Source organism: Paenibacillus sp. NPDC058174 (assembly GCF_042883865.1).
Lineage (GTDB): Bacteria > Bacillota > Bacilli > Paenibacillales > Paenibacillaceae > Pristimantibacillus.
Genome location: NZ_JBHVUY010000001.1, coordinates 1,576,871 through 1,590,808, shown reverse-complemented (window position 1 = coordinate 1,590,808; position 13,938 = coordinate 1,576,871). Strand labels below are relative to the sequence as shown.

Below are 13,938 nucleotides of genomic sequence, written 5' to 3'. Positions count from 1 at the left end.
ATGTCCGCTCCATGAACCAGAACCAGAATCAGAATCAGGTCGGTAAACAGGGGAACTTGCAGTCGTTAAGAACTGCGGGGTGGAAGCAGAGCGCGGCGGTACGCCTCGTGCTCTTGTTTCTGTTTGTATTGCTGTTTTATTTCAGTTTAGCACCGCATGTCGTGCCTGAGACTTATAACATTCAAGAGGGAGCGGCCAGCGAGAAAGATATTCTCGCTCCGTTCCAAATCTCGGACAGCAAAGCGACGCTGCAAGCGCAAGAGGAAGCGGCGAATCGCATAGATTCAAGCTACTCGAACGTCGCTTTGCGCAGCGACCAGCTTCTGGACCAAATTTTGCTGCGGATTGAGCAGCTGAATTTGGACGACCAGGTAAGCCAGCAGAACAAAATCGACATCTACCGCAATGAAATTCCAGGGCGCTACGGCGAGTTCGTCGAAAACTTTGTCAAAAAGAACGCCGGTGGCGGCACCTATAACGATACGCTGCTGACCGAAATGGCGGAAGTCATTAAGGAGCAGGAGTACACGATCCCTGAAGAAACCTTTTACAAAATGCCTAGGCTCACATCCGAAGAGATAGCAGACATGAGAAGCGTTGGACAAGAAATCGTCCGCAAGCTGATGGGCGAGCAGCTCCGTGATGCGGAGACGGCTAGAACACGGGTTGCGGAGCTGGTAAACGGCAGCAAGCTGTCCGGCCGGACAAGCCGTGAAATTGTTCAGGAGCTGGCGCGGTTTGCGATTATGCCGAATCGTTTCATCGACAAGGAAGCGACGGAAGAGGCCAAAATCCAAGCGAAGAAAAATACGCCTCCGGTCATGATTCAGGAAGGCGATCTCATTGTAAAGCGCGGGCAAATCATCACACCTGAGGTGTATGAGCTGCTTAAGGATTCCTCGCTGCTGCATGACAAGCGCAATTACTGGCCGCAGCTTGGACTGCTGCTCATGTGTTTGATGCTCATTCTTGGCATTTATGCTTATCTGCATCAATCGGGCGGCAAGGACGGCTTGAAGCCGAAATACAACAACTCGCAGCTGTTTATGCTATGGCTCATTTATTTAATTAATATTTTAACGATGCAGGTCATTTCGCTGACTCAGACGCATGCGGCTCCGTATGCCGGATATTTGGCACCGGCAGCGCTCGGAACGATGCTGATTGCATTGCTGCTTGATATGCATCTTGCGCTAATCAGTTCTATTATTTTCTCGCTGATCGGCAGCGTTGTGCTGAATACGCAGCAAAATCAAATTTTTGATTTTAATTTCGGCTTTGTCTTTATCGTCGTGTCGATCGCCGCGATTTTTTCCATTCACCGTGCGAGCCAGCGGTCAACGATATTAAAGGCCGGTATTATGGTCAGCCTGTTCGGATCGGCTTCGGTGCTGGCTCTTATGTTTCTGAGCGAGCAGCTCGATCAAGGCCCGCTTATTTATTCACTGGCATTCGCCTTTGCGAGCGGACTGCTGACGGCAATTCTCGTAATTGGCCTTATGCCGTTTTTCGAGATTACGTTCGGCATTTTATCGGCATTGAAGCTGGTAGAGCTGTCGAACCCGAACCATCCGCTGCTGCGCAAGCTGCTGACGGAAACGCCGGGAACCTATCACCACAGCGTAATGGTCGGCAATTTATCAGAAGCTGCAGCAGAGTCGATTGGGGCGGACGGACTGTTATGCCGCGTAGGCTCGTTCTATCATGATATTGGCAAGACGAAACGGCCAAACTATTTTATCGAAAATCAGACGAATATCGAGAATCCGCATGATACGATTGATCCAAAGCTGAGCAAATCGATTATCGTCGCCCATGCCCGCGATGGCGTGGATATGCTCAAGGCGCATAACATACCGAAGCCGATTCGGGATATTGCGGAGCAGCATCACGGGACGACATCGCTGAAGTTCTTCTACATCAAAGCGTTGAAGCAAGCCGAGGAGCAGGGTGCCGAAGTTAATTTCACCGAGGATGATTTCCGTTATCCGGGACCGAAAGCGCAGTCGAAGGAAGCTGCTGTTGTCGGCTTGGCAGACTGTGTAGAGGCAGCTGTTCGCAGCTTGAGAAACCCAACGGTCGAGCAGGTGGAAGCGATGATTCAAAAAATTATTAAAAGCCGCGTTGACGACAATCAATACAATGAATGCGACTTGACGATGAAGGAACTGGACAAGATTGCGCACTCGCTGAAAGAAAGCGTAATCGGCATTTTCCACTCGCGTATTGAATATCCGGAAGATGTGAAACCAAAGGAGCGTATGGCATGAGCTTGCAACTCGACTGGAGCAATGAGCAGACTAAATTTGAAATTCCCGAGCAGTGGATTGAACGCTTGCAAGAGCTGTTAAAGCTTGCAGGCGAAGTTGAAGGAATGGAGGACGGCGAAGTAACGCTAACCTTCACCGACAATGAGCAAATCCATCAATTGAACCGCGAATACCGCGGAATTGACCGGCCGACGGACGTTCTGTCATTCGCTATGCAGGATGACGGAACGGACGAGCTGGACATTATTTTTGAGGTGGAGAGCGAAGACGAGCTTGATCCGATATCCGGCATGCTTGGCGACATCGTGATCTCGGTTGAGAAAGCGAAGGAGCAAAGCGAGGATTACGGTCATTCGCTGGAGCGTGAGATCGGGTTTTTGTTCGTACACGGTTTTCTTCATCTGATCGGCTACGATCATCAGGATGAGGAGAGCGAAGCGGAAATGACGGCCAAGCAGGAAGCCGTGCTTCAAAAAGCCGGCTTATCGCGATAATGCTCGCGAAGTTCATCCGCAGTTTAGGCTATGCATGGTCAGGGATACGGTTCGGCATCCGGACGCAGCGGCATGTGAGATTTCACTTGCTGACTGCGTCTGTCGTGTCCATTCTGGCGTCCTTTCTTTCGTTGACACGAATGGAATGGGCGGTGCTGCTTCTCACCTTCGCATTGGTTATTGCGGCTGAGCTTGTGAACACTGCGATTGAGCAGGCGGTCGACCTCGCCAGCCCCGGTCTGCATCCCGTCGCCAAGGCGGCAAAGGATGCGGCTGCCGGAGCTGTATTGGTAACGGCCGTGGCTGCTGTTATAATAGGGCTGCTCATTATTGGGCCGCCCTTATGGCATATATTGATGAAGTAGATGAGAGGAGAGCCGGAGAATGACATTGGCGTATGAAGGACTGTCCGAAGACTACAGCGCACTGCTGGCGGATGCGAGAGAAGCGATGGCGAGAGCCTACACGCCTTACTCGCAGTTTCAAGTCGGCGCAGCGCTGCTAGACGACCAAGGACGTATCCATTACGGCTGCAATATTGAGAATGCTGCATACGGGCCAACCAATTGTGCCGAGAGAACTGCGTTGTTCAGCGCAATTGCAGCCGGTCTTCGTCCCGGACAATTCAAGGCTATCGCAGTCATCGGGCGTACGGACGGGCCGATTGCGCCATGCGGCGTTTGCCGCCAGGTGCTCGTCGAGCTTTGTCCGCCGGACATGCCGGTTGTCATGGGCAATCTGCAGGGCGATTGGTCAATCGCCACAGTAGCAGAGCTGCTGCCGGGCGCATTTACGCCGGCTTCTCTGGAGACAGATTCAAAAGGGTTATGAAACGAAAGGGGCAATTAAGTTCACAATGAGTCAACCAACATCCCAAGGCCGTGACGGCGACAAACAGAAGTTCAAATCAGGCTTCGTAGCGATTATCGGCAGGCCCAACGTCGGCAAATCGACGTTAATGAATCACTTGATTGGGCAAAAGATCGCGATCATGTCCGACAAGCCGCAAACGACACGCAACAAAATTCATGGTGTATACACGACGAATGATTCGCAAATCGTCTTCCTCGACACGCCGGGCATTCATAAGCCGACCTCCAAGCTGGGCGACTATATGATGAAAACAGCGGAAAGCGCCTTGAAAGAAGTAGAGGCGGCTCTGTTTCTCGTTGACGTAGCGGAAGGAATCGGCGGCGGCGACCGTTTTATTATCGAGCAGCTGAAAAAGGTAAATACGCCTGTATTTCTTGTGATGAACAAAATCGACAAGGTCCAGCCTGAGCAGCTGCTGCCGATCATTACGCAATATAAAGATCTGTATCCGTTCGCGGAAATTATTCCGATTTCTGCGCTGAACGGCAGCAATGTGGAGACGCTGCTGGCGCAGCTGACGAAATATTTGCCAGAAGGGCCACAGTATTATCCTGCCGATCAAGTGACGGATCATCCGGAGCAATTCGTCGTAGCGGAGCTTGTACGCGAGAAGATTTTGCATATGACGCGTGAGGAAGTGCCGCATTCCATTGCTGTCGGCATCGAGGATATGCGTGTACAGGAGAATGGCGTAGTCTACATTGGCGCGGTTATTTTCGTCGAGCGTGATTCGCAAAAAGGGATCATTATCGGCAAAAAGGGCGCCTTGCTGAAGGAAGTCGGCAAGCAGGCCCGCAAAGATATCGAAGCGCTGCTCGGCTCCCGGACATTCCTTGAGCTTTGGGTTAAAGTGAAGAAGGACTGGCGCAACCAGGAACGTGTGCTGAAGGATTTCGGCTTCAGGCATGATTGATCATTTTGACGTAATTTGTAAAGCATAGCATTCGGCTAATTATCGCATCCTATTATCGTCTGGAGCTTCATTTCCGAGGCGGAAAGGGATGAATACGAATGCGAAATTTTTCGTGGAAGTATTTTACGTTGACCGGTGATGTGGAGTCTTATATGCTCTACAAGGAAATGGATCAGTTTGGCGATAACGGTCATCCGAATGATGTGCCTGATGACGCTGACGAGCTGGCCGTAGAGCTGGAGCAGCAGTCTGCACCATAAGGGTGACGCAGCAGCCGGCTGTAGCGGTTCAAGCATGGGGGAGAGCAAATGCTTTATCGCGTGGAAGGCATCGTAATCCGCAGCATGGATTACGGAGAAGGCAATAAAATCGTTACGCTGCTGACGAAAACAAACGGCAAAGCGGGTGTCCTCATCCGCGGCGCGAAAAAAGTGAAGAGCAGGCATGCTTCACTCGCGCAGCCGTTTACATACGGGGAATTTGTTTTTTTTCGAAAGAGCGGTTTAGGCACGTTGAATCATGGCGAGATTATCGAATCCCATCATCGATTGCGTGAACAGCTGGATTTGGCGGCATACGCCTCGTATGCCGCTGAACTAACCGATAAGGCGCTTCAGGAGGATGAATCCGGTTCTTTTCTGTTCGAGCAGTTTCATGCCGGCTTAACAGGTCTGGAGGAAGGCAAAGATCCGCAAATCATATCTCATTTGTATGAAATGCGGATATTGGAAGCGTCGGGATATGCGCCTGAGCTCGATTTTTGCGTGAATTGCGGCAATGAACAGGGGCCGATGCGTCTAAGTCCATATGCGGGAGGGGCGTTATGTCCGCGCTGTACGGGACAGGATCCCCATGCGCTTAAGGTTGGGGAAGGCGCCTATAAGCTGCTGAGATTGTTCCGGCGAATGGACTTGCGAAGATTAGGCGCTATACAGGTAAAGCCAGAGACAAAGCAGGAGCTGAAGAAAGCGATGCGTGCCTTAATGGATGCTCACTTGGGCATTCCGTTAAAGTCGAGGTCGTTTCTGGATCAGCTTGACAAATATAACCTATGAAAAAACGAACGTGCTCAGTCTGCAGACTGAGCACGTTTTATTTGGAATCGGTTATGATTATCCGTGTTGGTTTTGAGGAGAGATTACGGGAGGGAATAAGGACATGAACGCACAAGCGCAGCAAAGCCGGTTAGGCTTTGTCGTAGCCGGGCTTTTGCTCGGCATTCTGGTCGCTTCGATCGACAATACGATCGTTTCGACCGCTATGGCTACCATCGTTAGCGATCTGGGAGGCATGGACAAATTCGTATGGGTAACGTCAGCTTACCTCGTAACGGAAATGGCAGGCATGCCGATTTTCGGCAAGCTGTCGGATATGTACGGAAGGAAACGGTTTTTCGTATTTGGTATTGCGGTGTTCCTGCTTGGTTCGATATTGTGCGGAACGGCGGAGACGATTACACAGCTCAGCATTTACCGGGCGATTCAGGGCATTGGCGGCGGAGCGATGATGCCAATCGCTTTTACTATCGTATTTGATATTTTTCCGGCGGAAAAAAGAGGCAAAATGGGCGGATTGTTCGGAGCGGTATTCGGCACGTCCAGCTTGTTCGGACCGCTTGCCGGCGCTTATTTCACCGATCACTTGGACTGGCGCTGGATTTTTTACATCAACATCCCTGTCGGGATCGTAGCTCTGCTCTTTATTATTTTGTTCTACAAGGAATCGCATGAACATTCCAAGCAGCGGATCGACTGGTGGGGAGCTGCAACCTTGGTTGGCGCGATCGTCTGCCTCATGTTCGCACTGGAGCTTGGCGGCAATGAATATGCTTGGAATTCGGCACAAATTATCGGCTTGTTCGCCGGGTTTGCGGTATTGTTCCTTGCTTTCCTCTTCATCGAGTCGAAGGTAGAGGAGCCTATCATTTCTTTCGCTATGTTCCGGAAGCGGCTGTTCGCTGCTAGTACAAGTGCGGGATTGTTTTACGGGGCAGCTTTCATTACTGCAGCGCTGTATATCCCGATATTTGTTCAAGGCGTATTTGGCGGCACTGCGACAAGTTCCGGCTTGATGCTGCTGCCGATGACGCTGGGTTCAGTGTTTGCAGCTCAAGCGGGCGGTATTTTGGCGAATAAAATGCCTTACCGGAACGTTATGATTTTATCGGCCGTCATTTTTATTACCGGTGTCGCACTACTGTCGACGATTACACCGGATACGACGAAATTCGTATTGTCGATCTATATGCTCGTTACCGGCTTCGGCATCGGTTTCTCGTTCTCCGTTCTCGGCATGTCGTCGATCCATAGCTTCGATATGCGCCAGCGAGGCTCGGCCAATTCCACGATGGCATTCATCCGGTCATTGGGCATGACGGTAGGCATTACGATCTTCGGTATCATTCAGCGCAACAGCTTCTCAAGCGGCATGGCAGAATCCTTCAGCGGCGCAGGCACAACAGGTGCGCCTATGTCCGACAACGCCCGCCAGTTGCTTGCACCGGAGAGCAGAGCGGAGATTCCGAAGGAAGTCATGGATAAAATTATCGATGTGCTTTCGGGCTCCATATCGACGACTTTCTTATGGTCGATCGTTCCGGCTGCATTGGCTCTCGTCTGCGTATCCTTGATGGGCAAAGCTTCGATGAAGGATTTGATACAGCAAAATAGAAAACAGAAGCAGGATGCAAGCGGAGAGACAGCGGCTGAAGTACACGGCCACTAATTCGCCGTATTATATTTTCGTTTTCGTTTGACTTTGTCATTAAAATTATTTAATATATATGAATATGAATATCGGGCAATGATGGAGAAAGTAGCCAATCCGGCCGGCAAAAGAAGCGATTCGGGGATAGTGTGAGCCCGGACAGGTCGATTAGCGAAAAGGCACTCCGGAGTCATGTTGAACAAAGCGGATTTTCCCGCAGCACTGATAAGATGCTGCACAACAGGAAAATCAAGTAGGGTGGAACCGCGGGAGCTCACAGCTCTCGTCCCTATGTCTGGAAGCAGGCGTAGTGACGGGAGCTTTTTTGCGTCCATGCAACGCCTAGCATTATATGAAAAAGGAGCGGGGACGGTTATGAATTTTCAAGGTATGATATTGACGCTGCAGCAGTTTTGGGCAGAGCAGAACTGCATTCTCGTGCAGCCTTATGATGTGGAGAAAGGCGCGGGAACGATGAATCCGATGACGTTCCTGCGTTCAATTGGCCCTGAGCCGTGGAACGTAGCTTACGTAGAGCCTTCCCGCCGTCCGGCAGACGGACGTTACGGTGAGAACCCGAACCGGCTGTATCAGCATCACCAGTTCCAGGTTATTCTTAAGCCATCGCCGGATAACATTCAGGAGCTGTATCTGGAAAGCTTGAAGCGGCTCGGCATCGATGCCAAGCATCATGATATCCGCTTTGTTGAAGACAACTGGGAATCGCCGACACTGGGCGCTTGGGGTCTTGGCTGGGAAGTATGGCTTAACGGCATGGAAATTACGCAGTTTACGTACTTCCAGCAGGTTGGCGGCATTGACGCTAATCCGGTAGCGGTTGAAATTACGTACGGTATGGAGCGTCTTGCTTCTTATATTCAGGAGAAGGAAAACGTATTTGATCTGGAGTGGCTAGACGGCGTCACTTATGGCGACGTGTTCCTGCAGCCGGAATATGAGCATTCGAAATATACGTTCGAAACATCCGATGCTTCGATGCTGTTCTCGCTGTTTAATATGTACGAGGAAGAAGCGAAGAAGACGATTGCCAACAAGCTGGTATTCCCGGCTTATGACTATGTATTGAAATGCTCGCATGCATTCAATCTGCTTGATGCACGAGGCGCAATCAGCGTCACGGAGCGTACCGGCTACATTATGCGCGTCCGCAATTTGGCTCGCGCTTGTGCAGCAACCTACTTGGAAGAACGGGAAAGACTCGGCTTCCCGCTGCTGAAGAAAGGAGTGGAGCAAAATGGCTAAAGATTTATTGCTGGAGATCGGTCTGGAAGAAGTGCCTGCCCGTTTCGTACGCGGCGCAATGAACCAGCTTCAAGAGAAAATGGTTAAATGGCTGGCGGATTCCCGGATCGGCCATCAAGCCGTAGAAGTGTTCGCTACACCAAGACGTCTTGCCGTGCTCGTGCATGGTCTGGAAGAAAAGCAAGCTGACGTGAACGAGCAAGTGAAGGGTCCTTCTCGTAAAATCGCTTTGGACGATCAGGGGAATTGGAGCAAGGCCGCTTTGGGCTTTGCCAGAAGCCAAGGCGTAGAGCCGGAGCAGTTCTTCTTCCAAGAGCTTGCTGGTGTTGAATATGTCTATGCGAATAAAAGCAGCGTAGGTACGGAGACGGCTTCTGTCTTGCCGGAAGGCTTGACGACCCTCATAACCTCGATGTCTTTTCCGAAAAATATGCGTTGGGGCAATTACGAGCTGAAATTCGTCCGTCCGATCAAATGGATGATCGCGCTGTTCGGGCAAGATATCATTCCACTTGAGCTTGCTGGCGTAACAAGCGGCAATGTAACGCGCGGCCACCGTTTCCTTGGCGGCGAGACTGTCGTTAGCCAGCCTTCGGAATATAAAGAGCGTCTGCGTGAGCAGCATGTCATTGCTGATGTTGCGGAACGCGAAGCGCTGATCGTATCGCAAATCAAAGGGCTGGCGGAAGAGCAAGGCTGGGAAATTGCCATTAAAGAAGATTTGCTGGAGGAAGTGCTGTTCCTGGTCGAGTACCCGAATGTATTGTTCGGCAAATTCGATCCTTCCTTCCTGGACATTCCGCAGGAAGTGCTGATTACCTCCATGCGCGAGCATCAGCGTTATTTCCCGGTGCTTAATGCGGAAGGCCAGCTGCAGCCGTTCTTCGTAACGGTCCGCAACGGCGACCGCACATCAATTGAGCAGGTAGCCAAAGGCAATGAGAAGGTGCTGCGCGCCCGTCTGTCCGATGCGAAGTTCTTCTATCAAGAGGATCAGAAGCTGCCGATAGCAGATGCGCTCGCCAAGCTGGAAAATATCGTATACCACGAGGAGCTGGGAACGGTTGCGGATAAAGTGCGGCGCATCCGCGATACGGCCGACCGTATTGCAGGCCTGTTGAAGGCAGATGCCGACACCGCTGCATTCGTCAGCCGCGCTGCTGATATTTGCAAATTCGATCTTGTCACTCAAATGGTCTATGAATTTCCTGAGCTGCAAGGCATTATGGGCGAGGATTACGCGCTTAAAGCCGGCGAGAGCCAGACAGTTGCTCAAGCGATTAACGAGCACTATCAGCCACGCTTTGCCGGGGATCAAGCGCCAAGCAGCCTGACGGGAGCGATCGTTAGCTTGGCTGACAAGATCGACACCATTGTTGGCTGCTTCTCGATCGGCATTATTCCGACAGGCTCCCAAGATCCTTACGCGCTGCGCCGTCAAGCTGCAGGCATCGTTCAGATCATTCTGGCACAAGGCTTGAACCTGAAGCTGGAGGAGCTGTTCGAAGCCGCGCTTGCCGTACATCAAGCCCGCGGGATGAAACGAAGCGAGGAAGAAGTGCGTAAAGAATTAGGAGAGTTTTTTGCACTGCGTGTGAAAAACGTGTTGTCCGAGCAAAATGTACGATATGACGTAGTCGATGCGGTTATGGCATCGGGCTATGACGATCTTCGTCTGACTGTAGAAAGAGCTTCGCTGATTCAGTCATTGGCTGCTGGCGGGGAGCGTGCTGAATTCAAGCTGACGGTTGATGCATTCAACCGCGTATGCAATCTGGCTTCGAAAGCGGCAACCCGTTCCGTCAATCCGGCTCTGTTCGCGGAAAGTGCGGAAGGCGTGCTTCATGAAGCGTGGAAGACCGCTCATCCGTCGGTTGTTCAAGCGTTGGCTGCTGGTGATGTGACAGCTGCGCTTGCGCAATTGTCTGCTCTAAGAGAACCGATTACCGGCTATTTCGATGGCGTTATGGTTATGGCGAAGGAAGATGATGTCCGGGAGAACCGCCTGGCTACTCTTGCTCTGATCGCCGACGATATTGCAGGCATTGCCGATTTCGCCAAGCTGGTCTGGTAGTTTGATGTCTTTGCATGACAAGCACGCTAGCTTTAACGAGCGAATCAGCGATGTCAGTCTCTCCGATCTGAAATTGAGGAGGTTGATGGAATGACGGCTAAGATGAACGATGTAATTATTTATGTCATATCCGACGCGGCGGGCGACACGGGGGAACTCGTCGTCCGCGCAGCGGTTGCCCAATTCCATCCCCTGCATGCAGAAATCCGGCGCGCTCCATTCGTAACGGACATTCCGACCATCGAACGGTTTGTCCGGCTGGCGAAGGAAGCAGACGCAATCGTGCTGTATACGCTCGTTATCCCGCATCTGCGGGAAGGACTGCGCAAGCTGGCCGAACAGTATGAGGTTACCGCCATCGATCTGCTGGGTCCGTTAATTGAAAGTCTGGAGAGGCAAACGGGAAGACAATCCAGGCATGAGCCAGGTTTGAACCATGTGCTTGATGAGGATTACTTCCGGAAAGTCGATGCTGTGGAATTTGCCGTCCGTTATGATGACGCCAAAGATCCGTCCGGCGTTCTGAAGGCCGATATTGTGCTGGTCGGCGTATCGCGAACGTCAAAAACGCCGTTGTCGATGTATTTGGCCCATCAGAAATATAAGGTGGCCAACATTCCGTTGGTGCCGGAAATCAAACCGCCGCAGGAGCTGTTCCTCGTTCCGCGCCGGAAGATTATCGGACTTACGATTGGCGTGCCTTATTTGAACATTATCCGCAAGGAACGGTTAAAGGCGCTGGGACTTCCCAACAGCGCATCTTATGCCGCAGAAGAACGGATTGAAAGAGAGCTGCTGTACGCCGAATCGATTATGAAACAGCTGGACTGTGTCGTCATCGATGTCTCCCACCGGGCGGTAGAGGAGACGGCCAGTTTAATTATGGAGCATATTCGGGCTTTCTAAGGCGTATGAGGCAGGAGTTTTGGATTATTTGCCGTATATATAATTCGAACGAGAAGAATGAGCGGTGATCCGGATGCAAGCTAATAAACCGACAATTGTTGTCGACGGCGACGCTTGTCCCGTCAAATCGGAAATCGCGCAAGTCGCCAGGGCGCATGAAACTCCGGTGCTCATGGTCTCTTCTTATGATCATCGGCTTGAGGCTCAGCCTGGCGTTGAGGTCGTGCAGGTCGACAGCAGCAATCAATCGGTCGATCTGTATATCGTCAATCATATTGTGAGGGGCGATATCGTCATTACCCAGGACTTTGGGCTTGCTTGCATCGCGATCGGCAAAGGCGCTGTCGTTTTGTCGAACCGGGGAGAAACCTACTCGGACGCCAACATTGATTACTTGATGGAACGCCGGCATGAGTCGGCAAAAAAACGGCGCGGCGGAGGCAAGACGAAGGGTCCCAAAGCGATGAAACAGGACGATCGGGACCGGTTTCAACAAAAGTTGACAAAAGTTTTACACGACTTGCAGGAGAAACAGGACATTTAGCGAATATTACTTACGTATTACTAGAGGTGATGAACGATGGCGACATACGGTAAAATACCGGAGGATGTCATTGAAGCGGTTCGCCGACACCATGATATCGTAGATACGGTTGGAAAATACGTTCATCTCTCGAAGCAAGGCAAATATATGAAAGGGCTCTGTCCCTTCCATTCTGAGAAGACGCCTTCCTTTACCGTAACCCCGGAGCTGCAAATCTTTCATTGCTACGGATGCGGGAAATCGGGGAACGTCATCCGGTTTGTGGAAGAGCTCGAAGGTTATTCTTTTCCTGAAGCGGTCCGTGTGCTCGCAGAGGATGCGGGAATTCCCGTTACCTGGGCCGGATCGGACGGCAGCAAGCCGTCGGCTGAAGATACAGAGCGGACTGTCTTGATCGAGGCGCATGAACTGTCGGCCAAGTTTTACCACTATCTGCTGAACAACACGCAGCATGGCAAAGCGGCCAAAGATTACTTGCGCGAGCGCGGTTTGGGTGATAAACTAATCGATCACTATATGATTGGTTATGCCCCGGAGCAATGGGATACGCTCAGCCGGTTTTTGGACAATCGCAAATTTGATCCGGCATTGATGGAGAAGGGCGGTTTATTGTCGGCCAAGCATGACGGAAGCGGCTATGTCGACCGTTTTCGAAGCCGCATTATGTTTCCAATTTGGGATCGGGACGGTAAAGTAACAGCTTTCGCAGGACGCATCATCGGCGATGGGCAGCCGAAGTATTTGAACTCTCCGGAGACGATGCTGTTTACGAAAAGCCGTACCTTGTACAATTTGCATCATGCGCGGCCGGCCATCCGGAAGCGCAAGCAGGTCGTTATTTTTGAAGGGTATATGGATGTTATAAGATCTTGGAGTGCAGGCGTTAAAAATGGCGTTGCGACGATGGGAACGGCATTGACGGCAGAGCATTGCCAGGTGCTCGGAAGGCAGGCGGATGAAGTCCTCATTTGTTATGATGGCGATGACGCTGGACAAGCCGCCGCAATGAAGTCAATTCCGATGCTGGAAGCAGCCGGAATGAGAGTCATGGTGTCCATGCTGCCAAAGGGCAAGGATCCGGATGAATACATTGCCGAATACGGCCCGGAAGCTTTTATGCGGGAAGCGATTGACGAGCCTGTCTCCGTAACAAAATTTAAGCTTATATATTCGAGAAAAAACCATATACTGCTAAAAGAAGAAGGACGAAAAAACTATCTGCTTGAAGCTGCCGGAATTGTGGCGGAGCTTGATTCAGCTATTGAACGCGAAATTTATTTGCAGGAATTGTCCCGCGAATTTGAAGTTCCGCTTGAGGTATTGAAGCAGGATTGTCTGATTAAGTATCAGGAACTGCAAAAAAAGAAGCCGCAAAGGGATAATAACGACAATTCGTGGAATAATGGTAGGAATGAAAATCGCCGCAAATCGGGTACCCCTGCGGTATTGCCTGCTTACGTCAAGGCGGAGCGGCGTTTGCTTCACGTCATGATGCGTGATAGCGAAGTTGCCCAGACGGTGCACGACAAATTAGGCGACGCGTTCAATATAGAGGATCATGCAGCGCTTGCTGCTTATTTATATGCATTTTACGCGCAGGGCTATGATCCGGATGCCGGCAGATTCATCGCAACCCTTCAAGACGAGCGTCTGGAGAGAGCGGCTGCCACTATTTTAATGATGGACGGCGATTTCCCCTTTAATGAAGACATACTGGCTGCCGATATACAAGATATCGTTAAAGTGCCGCAATTAAGGGAAGTCGACCGGAAAAAAGAAGAAATGGTGCAGGCAGAACGTGCCGGAGATCACCTGCTTGCTGCGCAAATGTTAAGTGAGATTATAACCCTAGAAAGACAGCTCAAAGGTCGACAGGACGATCGGTTCTAGGGAGG

At 51.2% G+C, this 13,938-nt stretch carries 13 protein-coding genes; all 13 read left to right on the top strand.

The window, feature by feature from the left end; genetic code table 11:
- The first annotated feature begins 11 nt into the window (after positions 1-11).
- Positions 12-2,270 (top strand): HD family phosphohydrolase, encoded by a 2,259-nt coding sequence (locus tag ACFVVF_RS07315; RefSeq protein ID WP_387806757.1) that lies wholly within the window; start codon positions 12-14, stop codon positions 2,268-2,270.
- The gene (ybeY, locus tag ACFVVF_RS07310) at positions 2,267-2,764 is read left to right on the top strand and encodes an rRNA maturation RNase YbeY (RefSeq protein WP_387806755.1); all 498 of its coding nucleotides are present in this window, start codon (positions 2,267-2,269) and stop codon (positions 2,762-2,764) included. Before ACFVVF_RS07315 ends, ybeY begins: the two co-directional genes overlap by 4 nt.
- Positions 2,764-3,129 (top strand): diacylglycerol kinase family protein, encoded by a 366-nt coding sequence (locus tag ACFVVF_RS07305; RefSeq protein ID WP_387806753.1) that lies wholly within the window; start codon positions 2,764-2,766, stop codon positions 3,127-3,129. Before ybeY ends, ACFVVF_RS07305 begins: the two co-directional genes overlap by 1 nt.
- 19 nt (positions 3,130-3,148) lie before the next feature.
- Positions 3,149-3,595: a cytidine deaminase gene (gene cdd, locus ACFVVF_RS07300; RefSeq protein WP_387806751.1), complete on the top strand. Its 447-nt coding sequence runs from the start codon at positions 3,149-3,151 to the stop codon at positions 3,593-3,595.
- 25 nt (positions 3,596-3,620) lie between these two features.
- Positions 3,621-4,550 carry a GTPase Era gene (era, locus tag ACFVVF_RS07295; protein WP_387806749.1) on the top strand — a complete coding sequence of 310 codons (930 nt, stop codon included), beginning with the start codon at positions 3,621-3,623 and terminating at the stop codon, positions 4,548-4,550.
- A 98-nt stretch (positions 4,551-4,648) separates the two neighbouring features.
- Positions 4,649-4,810, top strand: coding sequence for a YqzL family protein (locus ACFVVF_RS07290; RefSeq protein ID WP_387806748.1), 162 nt, complete (start codon positions 4,649-4,651; stop codon positions 4,808-4,810).
- Between the two features lie 48 nt (positions 4,811-4,858).
- The gene (gene recO, locus ACFVVF_RS07285; protein WP_387806746.1) at positions 4,859-5,605 is read left to right on the top strand and encodes a DNA repair protein RecO; all 747 of its coding nucleotides are present in this window, start codon (positions 4,859-4,861) and stop codon (positions 5,603-5,605) included.
- Between the two features lie 103 nt (positions 5,606-5,708).
- Positions 5,709-7,274: an MDR family MFS transporter gene (locus ACFVVF_RS07280; RefSeq protein WP_387806744.1), complete on the top strand. Its 1,566-nt coding sequence runs from the start codon at positions 5,709-5,711 to the stop codon at positions 7,272-7,274.
- Between the two features lie 357 nt (positions 7,275-7,631).
- A complete protein-coding gene (gene glyQ / locus ACFVVF_RS07275) occupies positions 7,632-8,519 on the top strand; it encodes a glycine--tRNA ligase subunit alpha (protein ID WP_387806742.1) in 888 nt (295 codons plus the stop codon).
- On the top strand, positions 8,512-10,593 hold the full coding sequence (gene glyS / locus ACFVVF_RS07270; RefSeq protein WP_387806740.1) for a glycine--tRNA ligase subunit beta: 2,082 nt from the start codon (positions 8,512-8,514) through the stop codon (positions 10,591-10,593). Before glyQ ends, glyS begins: the two co-directional genes overlap by 8 nt.
- Before the next feature lie 90 nt (positions 10,594-10,683).
- On the top strand, positions 10,684-11,499 hold the full coding sequence (locus ACFVVF_RS07265) for a pyruvate, water dikinase regulatory protein (protein ID WP_387806739.1): 816 nt from the start codon (positions 10,684-10,686) through the stop codon (positions 11,497-11,499).
- Between the two features lie 73 nt (positions 11,500-11,572).
- Positions 11,573-12,043 carry a YaiI/YqxD family protein gene (locus ACFVVF_RS07260; protein WP_387806737.1) on the top strand — a complete coding sequence of 157 codons (471 nt, stop codon included), beginning with the start codon at positions 11,573-11,575 and terminating at the stop codon, positions 12,041-12,043.
- Positions 12,044-12,079: 36 nt separating this feature from the next.
- A complete protein-coding gene (gene dnaG, locus ACFVVF_RS07255; RefSeq protein WP_387806736.1) occupies positions 12,080-13,933 on the top strand; it encodes a DNA primase in 1,854 nt (617 codons plus the stop codon).
- The last annotated feature ends 5 nt before the right edge of the window (positions 13,934-13,938 follow it).

Coding starts and splice junctions, on each gene's coding strand:
- ACFVVF_RS07315 (WP_387806757.1), top strand. CDS start 12: ATGAACCAGAACCAGAATCAGAATCAGGTCGGTAAACAGGGGAACTTG.
- ybeY (WP_387806755.1), top strand. CDS start 2,267: ATGAGCTTGCAACTCGACTGGAGCAATGAGCAGACTAAATTTGAAATT.
- ACFVVF_RS07305 (WP_387806753.1), top strand. CDS start 2,764: ATGCTCGCGAAGTTCATCCGCAGTTTAGGCTATGCATGGTCAGGGATA.
- cdd (WP_387806751.1), top strand. CDS start 3,149: ATGACATTGGCGTATGAAGGACTGTCCGAAGACTACAGCGCACTGCTG.
- era (WP_387806749.1), top strand. CDS start 3,621: ATGAGTCAACCAACATCCCAAGGCCGTGACGGCGACAAACAGAAGTTC.
- ACFVVF_RS07290 (WP_387806748.1), top strand. CDS start 4,649: ATGCGAAATTTTTCGTGGAAGTATTTTACGTTGACCGGTGATGTGGAG.
- recO (WP_387806746.1), top strand. CDS start 4,859: ATGCTTTATCGCGTGGAAGGCATCGTAATCCGCAGCATGGATTACGGA.
- ACFVVF_RS07280 (WP_387806744.1), top strand. CDS start 5,709: ATGAACGCACAAGCGCAGCAAAGCCGGTTAGGCTTTGTCGTAGCCGGG.
- glyQ (WP_387806742.1), top strand. CDS start 7,632: ATGAATTTTCAAGGTATGATATTGACGCTGCAGCAGTTTTGGGCAGAG.
- glyS (WP_387806740.1), top strand. CDS start 8,512: ATGGCTAAAGATTTATTGCTGGAGATCGGTCTGGAAGAAGTGCCTGCC.
- ACFVVF_RS07265 (WP_387806739.1), top strand. CDS start 10,684: ATGACGGCTAAGATGAACGATGTAATTATTTATGTCATATCCGACGCG.
- ACFVVF_RS07260 (WP_387806737.1), top strand. CDS start 11,573: ATGCAAGCTAATAAACCGACAATTGTTGTCGACGGCGACGCTTGTCCC.
- dnaG (WP_387806736.1), top strand. CDS start 12,080: ATGGCGACATACGGTAAAATACCGGAGGATGTCATTGAAGCGGTTCGC.